Source organism: Microbacterium oxydans (genome assembly GCF_900095745.1).
Lineage (GTDB): Bacteria > Actinomycetota > Actinomycetes > Actinomycetales > Microbacteriaceae > Microbacterium > Microbacterium oxydans_B.
In genome coordinates this window covers 19,681-38,888 of record NZ_FMIR01000019.1, presented here as the reverse complement: position 1 = coordinate 38,888, position 19,208 = coordinate 19,681, and the positions used below count along the sequence as shown (strand labels likewise).

18 protein-coding genes are annotated in these 19,208 nt (G+C 68.7%); 6 read left to right on the top strand and 12 right to left on the bottom strand.

The features are described 5' to 3' along the window. Position 1: 1 nt before the first annotated feature. Entirely contained in the window at positions 2–3,547 is a 3,546-nt protein-coding gene (gene smc, locus BQ2383_RS15670; protein WP_091036056.1) for a chromosome segregation protein SMC, read from the bottom strand. A 530-nt stretch (positions 3,548–4,077) separates the two neighbouring features. On the opposite strand from smc, the gene BQ2383_RS15665 reads away from it, so the two are divergent. The 4 genes from BQ2383_RS15665 to BQ2383_RS15650 all read left to right on the top strand — a co-directional run bounded on the left by BQ2383_RS15665 (position 4,078) and on the right by BQ2383_RS15650 (position 7,619). Continuing rightward, entirely contained in the window at positions 4,078–4,359 is a 282-nt protein-coding gene (locus tag BQ2383_RS15665) for a hypothetical protein (RefSeq protein ID WP_091036053.1), read from the top strand. A gap of 64 nt (positions 4,360–4,423) precedes the next feature. Then, positions 4,424–5,503: a GNAT family N-acetyltransferase gene (locus BQ2383_RS15660; protein WP_091036050.1), complete on the top strand. Its 1,080-nt coding sequence runs from the start codon at positions 4,424–4,426 to the stop codon at positions 5,501–5,503. A 101-nt stretch (positions 5,504–5,604) separates the two neighbouring features. Next, complete coding sequence (locus BQ2383_RS15655; RefSeq protein WP_091036047.1) at positions 5,605–6,300, top strand: ABC transporter ATP-binding protein; 696 nt, start codon at positions 5,605–5,607, stop codon at positions 6,298–6,300. Then, positions 6,297–7,619, top strand: a complete 1,323-nt coding sequence (locus BQ2383_RS15650) for an FtsX-like permease family protein (protein ID WP_091036045.1) — start codon at positions 6,297–6,299, stop codon at positions 7,617–7,619. The genes BQ2383_RS15655 and BQ2383_RS15650 overlap by 4 nt, the downstream gene beginning before the upstream one ends. 40 nt (positions 7,620–7,659) lie before the next feature. Here the strand turns inward: BQ2383_RS15650 and mutM are convergent, their stop codons facing one another. The 6 genes from mutM to BQ2383_RS15620 form a co-directional block, all read right to left on the bottom strand. Beyond that, the gene (mutM, locus tag BQ2383_RS15645; protein WP_091036042.1) at positions 7,660–8,523 is read right to left on the bottom strand and encodes a bifunctional DNA-formamidopyrimidine glycosylase/DNA-(apurinic or apyrimidinic site) lyase; all 864 of its coding nucleotides are present in this window, start codon (positions 8,521–8,523) and stop codon (positions 7,660–7,662) included. After that, positions 8,516–9,208 carry a ribonuclease III gene (rnc, locus tag BQ2383_RS15640; RefSeq protein WP_091036039.1) on the bottom strand — a complete coding sequence of 231 codons (693 nt, stop codon included), beginning with the start codon at positions 9,206–9,208 and terminating at the stop codon, positions 8,516–8,518. The genes mutM and rnc overlap by 8 nt, the downstream gene beginning before the upstream one ends. Positions 9,209–9,218: 10 nt before the next feature. Then, the gene (gene rpmF / locus BQ2383_RS15635) at positions 9,219–9,428 is read right to left on the bottom strand and encodes a 50S ribosomal protein L32 (protein ID WP_091036036.1); all 210 of its coding nucleotides are present in this window, start codon (positions 9,426–9,428) and stop codon (positions 9,219–9,221) included. 2 nt (positions 9,429–9,430) lie between these two features. Beyond that, complete coding sequence (locus BQ2383_RS15630; protein WP_091036034.1) at positions 9,431–9,979, bottom strand: YceD family protein; 549 nt, start codon at positions 9,977–9,979, stop codon at positions 9,431–9,433. Positions 9,980–10,049: 70 nt separating this feature from the next. Beyond that, complete coding sequence (gene coaD / locus BQ2383_RS15625; protein ID WP_091036031.1) at positions 10,050–10,547, bottom strand: pantetheine-phosphate adenylyltransferase; 498 nt, start codon at positions 10,545–10,547, stop codon at positions 10,050–10,052. Between the two features lie 27 nt (positions 10,548–10,574). Then, positions 10,575–12,749: an ATP-dependent DNA helicase RecG gene (locus BQ2383_RS15620; protein WP_029263538.1), complete on the bottom strand. Its 2,175-nt coding sequence runs from the start codon at positions 12,747–12,749 to the stop codon at positions 10,575–10,577. 61 nt (positions 12,750–12,810) lie between these two features. Here BQ2383_RS15620 and rsmD point away from each other — a divergent pair, with 61 nt between their 5' ends. Beyond that, positions 12,811–13,425: a 16S rRNA (guanine(966)-N(2))-methyltransferase RsmD gene (rsmD, locus tag BQ2383_RS15615; RefSeq protein ID WP_091037576.1), complete on the top strand. Its 615-nt coding sequence runs from the start codon at positions 12,811–12,813 to the stop codon at positions 13,423–13,425. Here rsmD and thiL read toward each other — a convergent pair. Further along, the gene (gene thiL / locus BQ2383_RS15610; RefSeq protein ID WP_091036029.1) at positions 13,395–14,390 is read right to left on the bottom strand and encodes a thiamine-phosphate kinase; all 996 of its coding nucleotides are present in this window, start codon (positions 14,388–14,390) and stop codon (positions 13,395–13,397) included. The two genes, rsmD and thiL, sit on opposite strands and share 31 nt — an antisense overlap. Before the next feature lie 23 nt (positions 14,391–14,413). Here thiL and BQ2383_RS15605 point away from each other — a divergent pair, with 23 nt between their 5' ends. Beyond that, entirely contained in the window at positions 14,414–14,899 is a 486-nt protein-coding gene (locus BQ2383_RS15605) for a DUF3515 family protein (protein WP_029263541.1), read from the top strand. A gap of 21 nt (positions 14,900–14,920) precedes the next feature. Here BQ2383_RS15605 and BQ2383_RS15600 read toward each other — a convergent pair whose 3' ends face one another. From BQ2383_RS15600 to murA, 4 genes are read right to left on the bottom strand one after another with little or no spacing between them, the layout of a single operon-like run. Beyond that, on the bottom strand, positions 14,921–16,003 hold the full coding sequence (locus tag BQ2383_RS15600; protein WP_091036025.1) for a D-alanine--D-alanine ligase family protein: 1,083 nt from the start codon (positions 16,001–16,003) through the stop codon (positions 14,921–14,923). Beyond that, on the bottom strand, positions 15,909–17,066 hold the full coding sequence (locus tag BQ2383_RS15595) for an NAD(P)H-dependent glycerol-3-phosphate dehydrogenase (protein WP_374225437.1): 1,158 nt from the start codon (positions 17,064–17,066) through the stop codon (positions 15,909–15,911). Before BQ2383_RS15595 ends, BQ2383_RS15600 begins: the two co-directional genes overlap by 95 nt. Next, a complete protein-coding gene (locus BQ2383_RS15590) occupies positions 17,032–17,787 on the bottom strand; it encodes a lysophospholipid acyltransferase family protein (RefSeq protein ID WP_432206346.1) in 756 nt (251 codons plus the stop codon). Before BQ2383_RS15590 ends, BQ2383_RS15595 begins: the two co-directional genes overlap by 35 nt. A 5-nt stretch (positions 17,788–17,792) precedes the next feature. Further along, a complete protein-coding gene (murA, locus tag BQ2383_RS15585; RefSeq protein ID WP_091036018.1) occupies positions 17,793–19,160 on the bottom strand; it encodes a UDP-N-acetylglucosamine 1-carboxyvinyltransferase in 1,368 nt (455 codons plus the stop codon). Positions 19,161–19,208 lie beyond the last annotated feature (48 nt).

The following is a 19,208-nucleotide window of genomic DNA, read 5'->3' as shown; positions in this document are numbered from 1 at the left end:
GTCAGACGGCAGCTGCGGCCCGGTCCCCCACGCGCTGGCCGACGACCGCGGACACGCCGTCCTGGCGCATCGAGACACCGTAGAGAGCGTCGGCGATCTCCATCGTGCGCTTCTGGTGCGTGATGATCAACAGCTGCGAGCTCTCGCGCAGCTGCTCGAACACGGTGAGCAGGCGTCCCAGGTTCGCGTCATCGAGTGCAGCCTCGACCTCATCGAGGATGTAGAACGGGCTCGGCCGCGCCTTGAAGATCGCCACGAGCAGGGCGACCGCTGCCAGCGAACGCTCACCACCGGAGAGCAGCGAGAGCCGTTCGATCTTCTTGCCGACCGGACGCACCGACACCTCGATGCCGGTCGTCAGCATGTTCTCCGGGTCTGTGAGCGAGATGCTTCCCGTGCCACCGGGGAACAGCAGTGGGAACACCTGACCGAACGCCTCCTTCGTGTCCTCGAAGGCGCTCGCGAAGATGGTCTGCATGCGCTCGTCGAGGTCGGCGATGATCGTCAGGAGGTCCTGCCGCGTCTGCGTGAGATCGGCCAGCTGCTCGGTGAGGAAGGCGTGGCGCTGCTCGAGCGCGGCGAACTCCTCGAGCGCCAGCGGGTTGACGCGGCCGAGCTGAGCGAGCTTCCGCTCGGCGTCGGCCAGGCGGCGCTGCTGGATGCGGCGATCGAACGGGATGGCGGTGTCATCGAGCAGCTCGTCGGCGGCGGGCTCCACGCCCGGATCACGGGGAACCAGCTGATCAGGTCCATATTCCGCAACAAGAATATCTTCGTCGAGGGAGAGCTCGGAAGACACGCGCTCGAGGAGGCTGTTGAGGTGCAGCTTCTTTTCGTGGATCTGCAGTTCAAGGCCGTGCACGCTCTCGGTCAGCCCCGCGAGACGTTCCCGCAGCGACGTCTCCTGGGCACGGAGCCCGACGAGCTCCTCGTTCTGCGCCGAACGCGCGGCCTCCGCTTCGGAGAGAGCGACACGTGCCTCGGTGACCGATCGATCGAGGGAGTCGAGGACCCGCGGCAGCTCCTCCGCGACGCCCGAGGCCGCTTCTCGCTGAGCCCGACGGATCACCGCTCGCCGTGCCGCCTCGGCCGCGGCGTCGCGCTCCTGCTCCCGCTGCCGTTCGAGACTCGTGACCCGCGCCTGAGCCGCACGCACGCGTTCACGCAGAGTCTCGATCTCCAGTCTGGCCCGCACCTCGCCCTCACGGGCCAGCTCGAGCGTTTCGAGCAGCTCGTCTCGCGCAGAGGCGTCGAGGACCGGGCGCGGAGCCGCGATCGCCTCGTCCAGCGCAGCCTTGGTGGCTTCCGCCTTCGCCTCCGCATCGGACACGGCGGCCTGCGCCTGGGCGAGGCCGGTCTCGAGTCGCTCGCATTCGGCCACCGCGGATTCGTGGCGGACGGTGACCCGGTTCACCTGCTCGGCGTGAGTGGCAAGGGCTGCATCGTGTTCGCGCAGTGCGCGGAGCGCCTCCTTGGCCTGCCGCCTGGTCGTCTCGACCGCCTCGTTCGCTTCCTCACGCGCCTCGCGGAGCGAGTCCACCACGACCTGGATCTCGGCCAGCCGCTCGGCAGCCGCATCCCGCTCCGCCGCGAGCTCGAGTCGGGATCGTTCGCCTCCGGAGCCGGTGCGCAGCGTCTGGGCGGTGATCACGTCTCCGCCGACGGTCACGATGGTGGTCGAGGTGTCCCCGGCGGCGTCGAGCGCGGTGCGCGCGACACGCGCGGAACCCAGATCGTCGGCGATCAGAACGTGCGAGAGGATGCCCAACACCCCGTCGGGGGCCGTCACGGTCTCGACCGCGGGTGTGACGCCCTCTATCGGAGCGGCGACCGGCTCAGGACGGAGCGCGTCGGCGACGACGAAGTCGACGACTCCCCTGCGGTTCTCGGCAGCCTCTGCCGCCTGCGCGAACGCGTCGGCGGCGGTGTCGATGAGCACGCCTTCGGCGAGCGGACCGAGGACGGCGGCGATCGCCGCTTCATAGCCGGCCCGGACCTGCACGGCGTCTCCGACAAGACCGCGAACGCCCTTGCCACCCGCCTTGACGATCTCAGCGGCGCCGCCCGACAGAGCCAGGGCACTGCTCAGCGCCGCGGCCTTCGCAGTCAGCGAGTCGACCTCGCGCTCAGCCGCATGCAGTCGCTCACGGAGAGTCTCCCGCTCGGCCTCGGCAGCCGTCGAGGCCCGCTGCGCGCTGTCGTAGGCGGCGGCGTGTTCGACGGCGGTGCCCTCGGGCGCCTCGGCATCGTCGATCGCCTCGAGCGCCTCGGCAGCCTCGCGCCTGCGCGCGTTCGCCGCTTCGAGGGCATTCTCCTGCCGAAGCACCGCCCCTCGCACAGCGGCGAGAGCGGAGGCTGCGGCATCCGCGGTGCCGCGCAGGGTCGAGAGCCGCATGTCGTACTCCGACACCAGTGCGCTCTGCTCCGCGATGTCCACATCGAGCGTGTCGAGCTCTGCTCTGGCATGCACGACGTCACGACTCGCTGATGCGGCGGCATCCTGCGCGTCGCCGAGACCGGCGGAGATCACGTCGATCTCCTCCTTCGCCTCGTCGATGGTGCTCTGCGTCACGGTGACGGCGGTAACGGCGGCATCGTCGTCTTCCGAGCCGAGCAGCGCCAGGCGCTGATTCGCGAGCGTGTAGAGCCCGCGCATCCGCTCCTGTACCTGCTCCAGCCCGAAGGCCACGCTGCGGGCCCGATCGACGGCGACCGAGTTCTGATCCTGTTCGAGTCGCGCGATGCTCGCTCGCACCGTCTCGGCCTGGTCGGACAGGACCAGCCGCTCCGTGTGGCGTTCATGTTCCGTGCGGGTGTGGTCGGCGAGGGCCGTGCGCAGCGCGACGACGTCATCAGCGAAGATCCGCGCCTTCGCATCACGTACCACGGCAGCGATCGTCTGCGCCTCGCGCGCGATCTCGGCCTGGCGACCGAGTGGCTTGAGCTGACGGCGGATCTCCCCCGCCAGGTCGCTGAGACGCGTGAGATTCGCCTCCATCGCATCGAGCTTGCGAAGGGTCTTCTCCTTGCGACGGCGATGCTTCAGGATCCCCGCAGCCTCTTCGATGAAACCGCGGCGGTCCTCCGGAGACGCCTGGAGCACCGTGTCGAGGCGCCCCTGCCCGACGATGACGTGCATCTCTCGGCCCAGACCGGAGTCGCTGAGCAGCTCCTGCACGTCGAGGAGCCGGCATCCCTCACCGTTGATCGCGTACTCACTCGACCCGTTGCGGAACAGCGTGCGGCTGATCGTCACCTCGGCGAACTCGATCGGGAGGGCGCCGTCGGCATTGTCGATCGTCAGCTGCACTTCGGCGCGTCCCAGAGGGCCACGCGTCGAAGTCCCCGCGAAGATGACGTCCTCCATCTTGCCGCCGCGGAGCGTCTTCGCACCCTGCTCGCCCATCACCCAGGCGAGGCCATCGACGACGTTCGACTTGCCCGATCCGTTGGGGCCGACGATGCAGGTCACACCGGGTTCGAAGACGAAGCTCGTCGGCTGCGCGAACGACTTGAACCCTTTGAGCGTCAGGCTCTTCAGATGCATGCGGGCACCGCTCGTCCGGGGAGAATCACGCCGCTACGCTACCGGAATCCCGGGCCTCGGCCGGCATCCCGCGCGGACGTTCATCGAACCGGTACCGCTCGGCGACACGCCGTGCGCGACGGAAATGCTTGACGATGCCCGGCGGAGTTCGCTACCGTGTCCTCCGGATCGACGCACGAAAGGAGGTTACCGATGATGATGATTCAGCTCAACGCACAGGCCACTGGCCTTGCCGCGCCCGCGCACTCTGCGCTGCGCCCTGCGTTCTCGGTAACCGCCGGCGTCCGCATCAGCGCGCTCTCGTAGCAGCGCACCCCGAGAATCACGGCCCTTAGTGGGCCCTCTCCCGTCGGTGCACCCGCGCCCCACCCTCTGATCCGCATCCGGATCATGGATCTCGCCGCCCTTCGGCATCCGCGTTTCGTGGCTCCGAAGTGCCGCCATCCTCCGCACCCCTGGCGGCCTCGCTCGCCACGGAGGTGCGACGTCTTCTGCACCCGCATTTCACTTCTTTATCGAAGGACTTTCTCGTGAATACCACGTTGCGCCGCAACACTGCCCACCCGCCCGATACCGAGGACCGCGAGGTCTTCCAGATCCCCCGCGACGATGAACTCCGCCGCCTAGCCCTCACGGATCGCCTCTCTCTCCGGATCGGCCTCTGGCTGCTCCAACGGTCTCAGCGCCCGCGTCGGCAGCGTCGCACCGTGCACATCGAGTCGGCGGAGCTGCTGATCTCCGAGCAGCGCCGCCGCGCCGAACACGAGCTGGGCGTCCTCACGGCCTTCGCCCTGCAGCGCGGAATCCGCTGATCCTGTCGCCCGAGGGACGCCGAGTCCCGCATCTCCCGTGAATCCACACCAGTAAGGACCTGACATGACCATCGCTGAACCGACGATCACGCCGTTGATCGTCCCGACCTCGATCGATGACGACACCGCGGCGGAGTTCCGGGCGTACGGAGAACTCAACCGCCAGATCTGCGACGAGCAGGTCGGGCTTCCGGGCCTCGCGCTGGAAGCGGCGCAGGTTCTGCCCGGCTGGCAGGACGACACCGACTCGCTGGACCGCGGCTTCGTCGCCCGTGTCGACGGCGAGATCGTCGGCATGGCGACGATCTCCTTCGCGCAGGAGGAGGAGGCGAATGCCGGCGAGATCGACATGCTGGTGCCGGAGGCGCACTGGGGTCACGGCATCGAGAATGCGCTGCTCGCGCGCTCCGAGGAGGAGGCAAGGTCACGCGGTCGCACTGTGCTGCAGCTGTGGAGCCTGCACCGGCCGGAGCAGGCCGAGCGCATGCTCGTGCCGCGGACGGGGTGGGGTCGCGTGCCGGCCACACCCCTGAGCGATCTGGCGGAATCCGCCGGATACACGCTCGAGCAGGTCGAGCGGAACAGCGAGTTCGATCTGCACTCCGACCCGGCGCTCCTGCGCACGGCGCTGGCGGAGGCATACGCCCATGCCGGTTCGGAGTACCGGACGGTGGAGTGGATGCTGCCGACGCCGCCGGAACTGCGCGCGGCATACGCCGGCATCCTTGCAGGCCTGTCGACAGACGCCCCGAGCGGCGAGATGGACTTCGTCGCCGAGGTGTGGGACGCGGATCGCGTCGCGCGGCGGGATGCACGGATCATCGACTCCGGGCGCGTCGTCTCGGTCTCCGTCGTGCAGCACGTCCCGACCGGCGACATCGTCGCCTATAACGAGCTGCTGATCGGGACAGATCACACGGGTGTCACCCATCAGTACGGCACCCTGGTGTCGAAGGACCACCGCGGTCATCGGCTCGGGACGATCGTGAAGTGCGCGAACCTTCTGCGGTGGCAGGAGTTGATGCCGGAGTCGCCCGTCGTCTCCACGTTCAACGCGGAGGAGAACCGTCCCATGCTCAGCATCAACGAGAAGATCGGCTTCCGCGCGGTCTCGTACGCCGGGGGGTGGCAGAAGAAGCTCTGATGCCCGTGCGGGCCCGATCTCATTCTTCGGGATGAGGTCGGGCCCGCTCCGTCATCCGCCGGATCGACGACACCGGCCGGCCGGCTGACGAGAGTGGAAACATGAACATCCCCGTGATCGAAGCCCATGCCCTGACCAAGACCTTCGGGATGACACGCGCCCTCGCCGGAGTCGATCTCGCCATCAACCGTGGTGAGTCCGTTGCGATCATGGGCGCCTCGGGCTCCGGAAAGACGACCCTGCTGCACGTGTTGGCGGGAATCACCGCACCCGATGCGGGCAGCGTCCTCTTCCGCCCGGCAGAAGGCGCCCCCATCGAGGTCACCGCGCTCAACGAGTCCGCACGCTCCCGCCTGCGCCGCGAGCGGTTCGGCTTCGTCTTCCAGCAGGGCCTGCTGATCCCGGAGCTGACGGCGGTGGAGAACGTCGCCCTCGCTTCGATGATCAACGGCATCCGGCGCCAGGATGCCATCCAGCATGCGGCCTCCTGGCTCGCCGCCCTCGGTCTCGCGGGCATGGAGGATCGCCGGATCGGCGAGCTCTCCGGCGGTCAGGCGCAGCGCGTCGCCATCGCTCGCGCGCAGGCCACGGGCGCGGAGCTCGTCTTCGCCGATGAGCCGACCGGTGCACTCGACTCGCACACGTCCTCCGAGGTCATGGACGCCCTGCTGTGGTCCACCACGAGCCAGGGCCGCACTCTCGTCGTGGTCACCCATGACCCCGAGGTGGCCGGTCGCTGCACTCGCACCCTCGCCGTCCGCGATGGCCGCATCGTCTCCTCGGCGGTGACGGCGTGAACCGCAACGTCCTCGCTCTGCTGCTGCGCCCGGCGCCCGGGCAGAACAGCGTCCTCGCCCTCCCCGTCGTCGCCTTCGGCGTGGTGACCACGCTGGTGCTGACCGTGATCGGAGGCGCCCAGTCGTTCTGGGCCTGGACCGATCCGGAGGCTCCGATCTATCAGGCGCTCGCCGCCATCGCCCTCGTCCTCCTCGTCGTCCCGCTGATGTCTCTCGGCGGGGCAGCGGCGCGACTCTCCGCCCGCCGCCGTGACGAGCGCCTCTCGACTCTCCGGCTGCTCGGGGTCTCCCCTGCCGGCGTCACGGTCGCCACCGTCACCGAGTCCGTTCTCGTCGCCGCTGCAGGAGCCCTCGCCGGCGTGGTCGGACACGTCGCATTGAGTCCGCTCATCGGCCTGATTCCGTTCCGTGGTGAGGCACTCGGCTTCGGTGCGGTCGTTCTTCCTCCACTGCAGATCGCCATGGTGCTCGCCGGCGTCCTCCTCCTCGCATCGACGAGTGCGGTCATCGGGCTCCGTCGCGTGGTGATCTCGCCCCTCGGGGTCCGCACCCGTGCCACGACAACCAACGTGCACTGGATCCGCGCATTGATCGCTGCGGGCACCATCGCGATCGCTGTCGTGCTCATCAAGGTCTTCCCGTCCATCGGCGGGCTGGTCACCACCATCGTCGTGCTGGCCGGACTGTTCGGTGCCGCGCTCGCGGTGCTCAACGTCGTGGGCCCGTGGGTCCTCAAGGTGTCGGCATCGCGACAGCTTCGCCGGGCCGAACAGCCGGAGCGGCTGCTCGCAGCGCGCGTGGTCCTGGATTCTCCCAAAGCCGCGTGGCGGCAGGTCGGTGGCATCGCGATGGCGAGCTTCATGGCCGTCTTCGCCGGAACGGGCGTGGCCCTGATGAACGTGATGACCGGATCGGAGGCGGCCGAGGCCGACATCGCCCTGGCCACCGATATCCGCACAGGTCTCGTCATCACCCTGATCGGGTCGTTCCTCATGGTGGCGGCATCCGTCGGCGTGAACCAGGCGTCCGACGTGCTCGACCAGCGCGAACTGCACCGCAGCCTCCACCACCTGGGCATGCCGCTGGAGACCGTGGACCGTGCCCGGAGACGTGCGATCATGTCCCCGCTGCTGATCACGGCGATCGGCTCGGCTCTGGTCGCGGCCGTCCTCGTGATCCCGCTGCTCGGCATCGCACTGATCACGGCGCCGCTCTCGCTCCTCACGATCGCGGCGGTGGTCGGTGCGGGGATCGGGATCGTCTGGGCGACCACGTGGGCCACGCGTCCGCTGCTGCGGGGAGCGTTCCAGACCGCATGACCGTCCGCGACCCCCGCTGACCTGCTCGTTCCGGTACAGGTCAGCGGCGTCGCTGGCAGGACGGGCAGAAGTGCGAGCCCCTGTTCATGAAGCTCTCCCGCACGATCGCCTTTCCGCAGCGCGGACACGGCTTGCCCTGCCTGCCGTAGGCGTTGAGAGAGTGGGCGAAGTAGCCTGCCTGACCGTTGACGTTGACGTACTGCGCGTCGAAGCTGGTTCCGCCCTCCGCCAGGGCCTTCGCGAGCACGAGCCGCACTTCCACCAGCAGTCGGCGCACAGCCTGCGTGGACAGGTGGTCGGCAGGTGTCTCCGGATGGATGCGCGCAGCCCAGAGAGACTCGTCAGCGTAGATGTTGCCGATCCCGCTCACGACGCCCTGGTCGAGGAGAACACGCTTGATCGCGCTTCCCCTCCGTGCGAGCGCGACACCGAAGGCGCGATCATCGAAGGAGGGATCGAGAGGATCGCGGGCGATGTGCGCGACCTGGGTGGGGATCCGCGATCCGTCGTCATCGATCAGCGCATCGACGGCGAGCGAGCCGAAAGTGCGCTGGTCCGCGAACACGATCGCCAGCTCGCCGTGCACGGGATGCTCGACGCCGATGCGGATCCGTTCATGACGTTCCGCGTCGGCATTCGGCGCCCGCAGCAGCATCTGACCACTCATACCGAGGTGAGCGATCAGCGCGGAATCCTCGTCGTCGAGAGGGAGCCAGAGGAACTTGCCCCGGCGGGACGCGGCAGTGAAGGTCCGGCCTTCGAGCCTGCCGACGAAGTCCGCGGCCCCGGCGACATGCCGCGTGAGCGCTCGCTCGTCGAACACGCTCACCGACGTGATGACCGATCCGACCGCGGCCGGCTCAAGACCGGCTCGGACGACCTCGACCTCGGGAAGCTCAGGCACGCTCGCTGAGAGTGCGCCAAGCGCTGAGGGCCGCCGCCATCTCTGCGGTCTTCTTGCTGCTGCCGCGGCCGGTCATGCTGACGTCGCCGACCGACACCGTCGCGATGAACCGGCGGTCGTGATCCGGTCCGCTCGCCTCGACCGAATACTGCGGCGGGGTCGCGCCGACACGGGCAGCGAGCTCCTGCAGACTGGTCTTCGGGTCCATGGCCGCGCCGTAGCGCTCCGGATCGGCGAGCAGTGGCTCCGTGAGACGCAGCACGAGCGCGGTGGCAGCCTCAGGACCGGCCGACAGATACGTGGCACCGATCACGGCTTCCATCGTGTCCGCCAGGATCGAGTCCTTGTCGCGACCGCCGGTCTGCTCCTCACCGCGCCCCAGCAGCAGATGGCTGCCGAGGTCGATGCCCCGAGCCACCTCCGCGAGAGCGACGGTGGACACGACGCTCGCACGCCGCTTCGCCAGCTCGCCCTCGTCGAGGTCGGGGTGCGTGGTGAAGAGCATCACCGTCACGGCCTGACCCAACACCGAGTCGCCGAGGAACTCCAAGCGCTCGTTGTGCGGGATCCCGCCGTGCTCATACGCGTAGGAGCGGTGGGTGAGGGCCAACTCCAGAAGCTCCGCGTCGATATCGACGCGGAGCTTATCTGGGAGAGGTCTCGTCCCCCCGGGGACCTCCGTCACGGTACGCGACTCAGACGTCGGCGACCTTGCGGCCCTTGTACTCGAGGAAGAGCTCGGTGCCCTGCGAGTCGGTGACGACCTTCGCCTGGTGGGGACGGCTGTAGACGACCTCACCGTTCTCGATGGTCTTCACGAGGGCGACGGGAGCCGCCTTCCACTGCGCGCGACGCGACCGGGTGTTCGAACGGGAAACCTTGCGCTTCGGGGGGTTACCAGCCATGACTAGCTCTCTTCTTTCTCGGCGGCACGAGATTCTTCCGCGCCGTCTTGGTCTGTGATGTTCTGGAGCGCGCTCCACCGAGGATCGATGGGAGCCACCTGCTCCGTTCCGGTGCTCACGGCCAGTCGTTCACCCGTTTTCGGGTCGAGACCCGGGCAATCCGGCTGACACACCGGCTGAAAAGGAAGCGACAATACGGCCGCATCCCTGACGAGAGTTTCAAGATCCACGTGGTCGTCTTGAACCTCGAAGTCAGTTTCTTCCTCACCAGGATACGCGAAAAGCTCCTGGAACTCGACTTCGACGGGCCGGGCGATGTCGATCAGGCATCTGCCGCACACGCCGACGTACTCCGCGTCGGCTGTTCCGGAGACCAGAATGCCCTCGTGGACCGACTCCAGACGCACATCGAGATCGATGTCCGAGCCTGCGTCGAAGGTGACGATCCCCTCCCCCCACGTCTCTTTGAGAGCCACGGTGAACTCGTGTTCACGCATCTCTCCCGGACGTCGGACGATGTCACGGACGGGGAGCACGAAAGGGCCGTTCATTCGAGAGCGCACGGTTCCATGCTACTCGGCTGCACCTGCGGCCGGGCTGACCGTCACCCTCCAGGAGGACTCAGATCCCGCGTCCGCCGGTGTCGAGGAAGTCGGCCACCGCAGGCGGGACGAACGGTGTGACGTCGCCGCCGAGCGATGCGACCTGGCGCACCAGCGAGCTCGAGACCATCGCGTGCGACGGATCCGGCAGGAGGAACACGGTCTCGATGCCGGCGAGGTGGCGGTTGACGATCGCCATCGGGGATTCGTAGGCGACATCGATCTGCGAGCGGATGCCCTTCACGAGGACCCCGGCATCGACATCGCGGGCATAGTCCACGAGCAGTCCCATGCTCCATGACCCGATCACGATGTTGCCCGGCATGCCGTCTTCGGCGATCGAACGCTCGAGGAGGGAAAGCCGCTGCGCGATCGGGAGCATCGCCTCTTTGCCGGGGTTGTGCACCACCAGCACGTGCAGTTCGTCATAGAGGGCTGCGGCCCGGCGGATCACATCGAGATGACCCAGGGTCGGCGGATCGAAGGAACCCGGGACGACGGCGATCCGGCTGCTCATGCCACCAGCCTAGGGCAGGAACGAAGCTCAGTTCTTCGCCAGGGCCGCCCGATCTTCGTCGGTCACCCGCCGTGCGATGGCCTCACGAAGACCAGGGTGCTGCTGGAGCGTCGGGTCGTCGGTGAGGATCGTCTCGGCCACCTCGCGGGCACGCGTGATGAGCGCTGCATCCTTGACGACACGCAGCAGTTTGAGCGACGAGCGGACGCCGGCCTGTGCGGCACCGAGCACATCGCCCTCGCCCCGCAGCTCGAGATCGACCTCGGCGAGGGCGAACCCGTCGAGCGTCGCTGCGACGGCGTCCACACGGTCTCGAGCGAGGGAACCGGATTCCGCCTCGGTGACCAGCAGGCAGAGCCCAGGAACCCCGCCTCGGCCCACGCGTCCGCGCAGTTGGTGCAGTTGGGAGACACCGAAGCGATCGGCGTCGAGCACGATCATCGTGGAGGCGTTGGGAACGTCCACGCCGACCTCGATCACGGTGGTGGCCAGCAGCAGGTCGATCTCGCCGCGGGCGAAGGCCTGCATGACGGCATCCTTCTCGTCAGACGGCATCCGACCATGCAGCACGGCGCGACGGATCCCGCCGAGGGTGGGATGCGTCGCGAGAGCCTCGTCGAGCTGCACCACACCCCACCGGGGACCGGACGCGCCCTCGGGGACCAACGCGGAGGGCTCAGCCGCCTCAGCGGTCTTCTTCGTCGTGTCGATCGCGGCGCAGACCGCGAACACCTGACGCCCCTGGGCAATTTCCTCTGCGGCGCGCTCCCAGACGCGGTTGAACCATCCGGGGTGCTCGGCCAGCGGGGCGACGAACGACTCGATGCCCGCACGTCCGGCGGGCATCGTGCGGATGACGGACGTGTCGAGGTCGCCGAACACCGTCATCGCCACGGTTCGCGGGATGGGCGTCGCCGTGAGCACCAGCGCGTGCGGACTCGACCCCTTCGCGCGGAGCGCCTCCCGCTGTTCGACCCCGAAACGGTGCTGCTCGTCGACCACCACGAGGCCGAGGTCGGCGAAGGTCGTCTTCTCACCCAGCAGCGCATGCGTGCCGACGACGATGAGCGCCTGCCCCGAGGCGACCCGGAGCGCCGCCTTGCGTCGCTCCGCGGCCGGAAGCTGGCCGGTGAGCAGCGTCGGCATGAGCAGCGGCGCGAGATCGGGACCGAGCATCTTCGCGATCGAGCGCAGATGTTGTCCGGCCAGCACCTCGGTCGGTGCGATCAGCGCCGCCTGCCCGCCGCTCTCGGCCACCTGCAGCATCGCCCGCAGCGCCACCAGCGTCTTTCCGGAACCGACCTCACCCTGGACGAGCCGGTTCATCGGCCACGACCCGACGAGGTCTGCGGCGATCTGCGCCCCGACGGTCTCCTGATCGGGCGTGAGCGTGTATGGCATCGCGGCGTCGAATCGCTCGAGGAGGCCTCCCGGCCCCGCGGGCCGCGACGTGGCGGAGAGCGCGCGCACCGCGTCACGCTGCTGCAGGAGCGCAGTCTGCAATGTGAGCGCCTCGTGCATCCGGAGGGTGCGAACGGCCGGATCGATGTCGTTGCGCGTGCGTGGGCGATGGATCCGCTCCAGCGCCTCGTCGGCTGTGAGCAGTTCCTCGCGCTCCCTGATCTCGGCCGTCAACGGGTCGGGCACCTCGACGAGATCGTCCAGCACCCGTCCGATGAGGCGGGCGATCTGCCACGTCTGGATCGCCGAGGTCGCCGGGTAGATCGGGATCGGAACCGCCGCACGCGCATCCGCGCTGCGCCGGGCGGAATCCTCATCGTCGAACAGCTCGTACTCGGGATGCGCGAACTGAGTGACGCCGTTGAACTCCCCCACCTTGCCCGAGAAGACTCCGCGGCGGCCGACCGCGAGGTCTTTGGAACGCCACTCCGCCGCACCGACGTTCTTCGCGAAGAACGTGAGGGACATCCGTCCGATCCCGTCGCCGATGACCACGTCGACCATCGCGCCCGGCCGATTGCGCATCCGTCGGAAGCTCGAGGACAGGACCTCGGCGACGATGGTCACCGTCTCGCCGAGGGGGAGGTCGCGGATCGGCGTCAGCTCGCCCGGATCGGCGTAGCGACGCGGATAGTGCGAGAGCAGGTCGCCCACGTTCTGCATGCCGAAAGCTCGTCCGAGCGTCTTGGCAGACGCCGCACCGAGCGCATCCTCCAACGAGGAATCGAGCGTGAGCGACATGCTCCGAGTCTAGGGAACGCGACCGACACCGCCGGCACCCGGGCTGTCGTATCGTGAAGTGGTGACGAGGATCATCGCAGGCGCCGCCAGAGGCGCACGCCTGGAAGTGCCGGGTGTCGGCACGCGACCGACCAGCGACCGGGTGCGGGAATCGCTCTTCGGCGCACTGGAGGCGCTGAGCGCCATCGACGGCGCGCGCGTTCTCGACCTGTATGCCGGTTCCGGCGCCCTGGGCCTCGAGGCGCTGAGCAGGGGCGCCGCCAGCGCGGATCTCGTCGAGCGAGGCCGGCAGGCGGCAGCCATCGTCCGCCGCAACGCCGCCGTCGTCGCCAAGGCCGGAGGCCCGTCGGCCGGTCGGGTGCACGAGGGCGCGGTCCATGCTTTCCTGCAGCGCGCGGCCGGGCCCTTCGACCTGGTCTTCACCGACCCGCCCTACGATCTCGACGATGCAGCCATGACAGCCGACCTCGTCGCCCTCGCCCCGCTGCTCTCCGCAGACGCGGTCGTCGTCGTCGAACGCGCGCGCCGCTCCACTCCTCCCGACTTCGGCGCCGCAGGTCTGGAGCTGTTCCGGGAGAAGGGCTACGGCGACACCACGCTGTGGTGGGCGGAGCCTGCGGCCGACGAGAGTTCGTCAGCGGACGATCAGCCCGAGACCGAGTCCCAGTCCCGATAGGGATCCCATCCGCTGATGTCGACGGGAAGTCCGTCGCACAGCAGATCCTCGTCTCCGCTCGGAATGACCCGTCCGATCACGCGGAACCCCGGCGGGAGCATTCCTTCGGGGAAAGTGGCGAGCAGCGCGTGGTCTTCTCCGCCGGCGATCGCACGCTCCGGATCCGAGCCCAGCGCGGCGCGGTCGAGAGCGATGGTGACCCCCGACGCCGCGGCCATCCGACGGGCGTCGAGAGCGAGTCCGTCGGAAATGTCCATCATCGCGGTCGCACCGACCGTCGCCGCCACGGCGCCGAGACCGATCGGGGGCGACGGGCGCAGTTGCGCGGCCAGCGCAGCGGACTCCCCCGCGGCCAGCTTCGCGACGTCGACCGGCACGGGGGCATCGCCGTCACGGAAACGACCGAACAGCACGGCGAGTCCGTGTGCCGCGTTGCCCAACTCGCCGGCGACGGCGACGACGTCGCCGGGACGGGCGCCGCTGCGGGTGACCGGAGCGCGACCTTCGAGATCTCCGAGCGCTGTCACCGCGATGGTCAGCACATCGGACACTGTCAGGTCACCGCCCACCACCGCGCAGCCCGGCGCCAATGCGGCACATGCCTCGCGGAAGCCGTCAGCGAGACGCTCGACGAAGGAGAGACGCAGATCCCGGGGAACGGCCAGGGCGACGAGTAGAGCGGTCGGGCGGGCGCCCATCGCCGCGACGTCCGCGAGGTTCACGGCCGCGGCCTTCCACCCGAGGTCATAGCCGCTGGACCACGCGAGGCGGAAGTCCGGCCCATGCACAAGTGTGTCGGTCGTCGCGACGACACTGCCCGAGGGAGTCGCGATGACGGCCGCATCATCACCCGGCCCGATCAGGGTGTGCGCGCCCGGTGCGGTGCGGCTCAGGATCGCCTGCAGTATGCGTCCTTCGGAAACATCGCCCAGGCGCGGATCATCGGCTTCGGGTCGGGAGGGCATGCTGTCAAAGGTAGCCTGGAAGCATGCCTCGTTCCCGTCGCCTCGCTGCCCTCGCAGGCGCGGTGATCCTCTCCGCCGCCCTCGCCGGATGCTCCACGACCGTGCACCTCGAACCGGCCGATGACGCGAACGATCCGGCGTGCGCCTCGGTCTCGGTGCTGCTGCCGGACAGCGTCGCCGGGTTCGACCGGGTGTGGACGGATGCCCAGGCCACAGGCGCATGGGGAGAGCCCACCACCGTCGCCCTGCGCTGCGGTGTCGAGCCGCCGGCCCCTTCCGCACTCGTCTGCACCACGCTCGGCGGCGTCGACTGGCTGGTCCTCGAGCAGGAGGAGGAGCGGCAGCGCCTGGTCACTTACGGGCGCGAGCCCGCGGTCGAGGTCAACATCCGTCGGGGCGAGCAGATCGACTTCCAGTCCATCGTGGACTCGATCTCCACGAGCATCCAGTCCGGACTGGCGCCGGCGACGGCGAAGTGCACCGACCGCGTCGAATTCCCCGCGAGCTGACTGAGGGCGGGTACGCCAGGGTCAGCGGCGCAGACCCGCCTCGACGAGCTCGGTGATCAGTTCGCCATAGCTCAGGCCGGACGCCACCCAGCACTTCGGGAACATCGAGATCGGGGTGAAGCCCGGCATCGTGTTGAGCTCGTTGACGACGAGGGTGCCCTCGGGGGTCAGGAACATGTCGACGCGGGCGAGCCCCCGGCCGTCGACGGCCTCGAACGCGCGGAGGCCGGCCTCCTGGATCGCGGCCGTCTCGGCGTCGGTCACCTCTGCCGGGCAGACGACATCGACACCGTCACCGCCGAGGTACTTGCCCTCGAAGTCGTAGAACCCCCGCGAGGTGAGGATGACCTCCCCGGGAAGGGAGGCGCGCACCCCTTCCGCCGTCTCGAGAACGGCGACCTCGATCTCCCGGCCGCTCACCCCGGTCTCGATGAGCACCTTGTCGTCTTCGGCGAACGCCACGGCCAGTGCGGCATCGAGTTCGTCGGCCACCTCGACCTTGGAGACGCCGACGCTCGAGCCCGCACGAGCAGGCTTCACGAACAGCGGCAGACCGAGGGCGGCCGCGCGGGTGCGGATGTCTGCCGCATCCCGCTCCCAGTCCGTGCGACGCACGGTCACCCAGGGCGCCACCGAGATGCCGGCCGCCTCGAGGGCGATCTTCATGAAGTGCTTGTCCATGCACAGCGCGGAGTCGAGGACCCCGCCACCGGCGTAAGGCACCTCGAGCGTGTCGAAGAACCCCTGGATGGTGCCGTCCTCGCCATGCTGCCCGTGCAGGATCGGGAGCACGACGTCGACGGCGCCGAGACCGACGATCGATCCGTCGACCTGGACGACGCGCAGCGTGCGGTCGCCACCCGGCTCGGGCCACATTACGCGCGTGCCGTTGTCGACGACCTCGGGAAGGTGTGCGGCATCCAGCGGGAACTTCGCGGGATCATCGTCTTCCAGGACGAAGGCCCCCTCGCGGGTGATCCCCACCGGGATCACGGAGTAGCGGTCGCGATCAATCGCGCCCAGCACGCCCCCCGCCGTTGCGGAACTGATCGAATGCTCGCTGGAGCGCCCGCCGAAGAGCACCACCACCGTCTGCTTGTCCATGGTTGGTCCTCTCACCCTGCGGGGTGTCGTCGTCCGTCGTCAGGTGGGGTGCGATGTCTCTCGGATCCATCTTGCCGTCGAGCACCATCTTCACCTGCTCGACGATGGGCATGTCGACCTCGGCCTCGCGAGCGAGCTGCAGGATCGGGGCGACCGAGGCCAGTCCCTCCGCCGTCTGCTGCATCTGCTTCACGACGTCCTGGAAGCTGTATCCCTGGCCGAGCAGGCGCCCGGCCGTGTTGTTGCGGCTCAGCGGCGACTGGCAGGTGGCGATCAGGTCGCCGAGGCCGGCGAGGCCCTGGAGCGTCTCCGGATGCGCGCCGTTGGCCACGGCGAAGTCCGTCATCTCGACGAGACCTCGCGTGATGATCGAGGCCTTGGTGTTCTCGCCGTAACCGACGCCGTCGACGATGCCGATGGCGACCGCGATCAGGTTCTTGAGCACTCCGCCGAACTCGGTGCCGATCACGTCCGTGTTCACGAACGTGCGGAAGTAGCTGTTCCGCGCGGCACGCGCGACGATCTCCGCCGTCTCCCGACTGCGCGACGAGATCACGGCAGCGGTCGGCTGTTCGCGGGCGATCTCGAGCGCGAGGTTCGGACCGGACGCGACAGCGATGCGGTCGGGGTCGCACCGGAGCTCCTGCTGGATCACCTGGCTCATGCGCAAGCCGGTACCGCGCTCGACGCCCTTCATCAGACTGATGATCTTCGCGTCGCTGTCGGCGAGCAGCGGGCGCACTGCCTTCAAGTTCTCGCGGAGCGACTGGCTCGGGACCGACAGGTAGACCTGTTCGACGCCCTCGAGCGACGTCGCGAGCTCATGCGTGGCCGCCATCGTGCGCGGGAGGTTGATGCCCGGCAGGTACCGGGAGTTGCGCTTGGCCTCGTTGATCTCCTGGGCGAGCTCGGCTCTCCGGGCCCACATCGTCACCTGGGCGCCGCCGTCTGCGAGGATCTTGCCGAAGGTCGTCCCCCAGCTGCCGGCGCCGATGACGGTGGCGCGCGGACCGACGGGCGCTGTTCTCTTAGGAGTCAAGGCGTCCGGTCTCCTTCTGCCCATGGCTTGCGGGGTTCCAGCGTTCCGCGGGCGCCTTCTCTCCGCGCAGCTCCTCGAGGAGTGCGGTGATCGCGTTCATCAGGCGGTTCGTCGCCTCGTTCAGCGCCGCGGGCTCCCCCGCGCGTCCGCGCAGATCGGAGACGTCCACCGGATCGCCGACCAGCACCCGGACCGGCTTGCGCAGCGGCCAGAAGCTGAGGCCCTTCTGGTAGCGCCCCATGATCTCCTGGGTGCCCCACTGCGCCATCGGGATCAGCGGGATGCCGTCGGCGAGGGCCAGACGCACCGCGCCGGACTTGCCGCGCATCGGCCACAGATCGGGATCACGCGTGAGGGTGCCCTCGGGATACACGATCACTCCGCGACCGTGCTCCACCAGCTCTTCGGACTGCTTCATCGTCTGCCGCGCAGAAGCCGCAGACGAAGTGCGGGCCACCGGGATCATGCCCGTGCGGCGCAGGAACCAGCCGAGAACAGGGACCTTGAAGAGACTTTCCTTGGCCATGAACCGCGGCGCACGCCCGATCCGCCACACGGCAACCGCCACGATGAGCGGATCGAACTCCGAGTAGTGATTCGGCGCGAGGATGAACGACCCCTCCTGCGGGAGCTTCTCGCCGCCGGAGACACGGATCTTCGCGATCAGCGCGACCGGCGGGATCACCAGTGCGGCGAGCGGCCAGAAGACGCTCGGCCTGGTCGTCTCCGCCGACCGCCGTTTCATCCGGGTCACCGGATGACGTCGAAGTCGGCGCCGAGCGCGTCGAGCTTGGCGAGGAACTTCTCGTAGCCGCGGCTGAGGATGTCGACACCCGACACCTGCGACTCGCCCGTGGCGGTCAGCGCCGCGATGATGTGGCTGTAACCGCCGCGAAGGTCCGGAACCACGATGTCCGCACCGTGCAGCGGCGTCGGGCCCGTGATGACGGCGGCCTGCTCGAGGTCGCGGCGGGGAACGCGGCGGGGTCCGTCCTGCAGACCGCGCGGGTGCACGACGATGTCGGCGCCCATCTTGACCAGCGCGTCGGTGAAGCCCATCCGGTTCTCGTACACGGTCTCGTGCACGACGCTTCGGCCGTGCGCCTGCGTCAGCGCGACCACGAGAGGCTGCTGCCAGTCGGTCATGAAGCCGGGGTGCACGTCGGTCTCGATGACGACGGGCTTGATATCGCCGTCACGACGGAAGAGGATGCCGTCTTCCTGGATGTCGAACCAGCCGCCCGCCTTGCGGAAGATGTTGAGGAACGTCAGCATCTCCTGCTGCTTGGCACCGCCGACGAAGATCTCGCCGTCGGTGGCCAGAGCCGCGGATGCCCACGAGGCCGCCTCGTTGCGGTCGAAGATCGACCGGTGGTCGTAGCCGCGGAGCTTCTCGACGCCCTCGATGACGATGACGCGGTTGGGCTCGTAGGAGATGATCGCGCCCATCTTCTGGAGGACCGCGATCAGGTCCATGATCTCCGGCTCGATGGCGGCGTTGCGGAGCTCCGTGACGCCCTCGGCGCGGACAGCGGTGAGGAGCACCTGCTCGGTCGCGCCGACACTCGGGTACGGCAGGTGGATGTTCGCCCCGTGCAGGCGGTTCCCACCCGTCGAGAGACGGATGCCGCTGGGGAGCTTCTCGACGATGGCGCCGAACTTGCGGAGCGCGTCCAGGTGGAAGTCGATGGGGCGGTCGCCGATACGGCATCCGCCGAGGTCGGGGATGAACGCCTGACCGAGACGGTGCAGGAGCGGCCCGCAGAAGAGGATCGGAATGCGGGAGGCGCCGGCGTGGGCGTCGATCTCCTCGAAGTGGGCGGACTCCACGTCGCTCGGGTCGAAGATGAGCGAGCCGGGCTCATCGCCCTCGCTGACGCGCACACCGTGGACCTCGAGCAGTGAGCGCACGACGGCGACATCGCTGATCGCCGGCACATCGCGCAGGGTGCTCACGGTCTCGCCGAGGAGCGAGGCGACCATGGCCTTGGTCGCCAGGTTCTTCGCCCCCTTGACGTCGACGCGACCGCGAAGCGGGCGTCCGCCTCGAATGGCGAGGACGTCTCCGGTGAGTGCAGGGACTCCGTCCGGGAGAGCGTCGCGCACAGGTGTCGTCATTCGGAGCCTCACTTCATTTACGGATTTCGGGGGCGGGTTGCCCCTGGG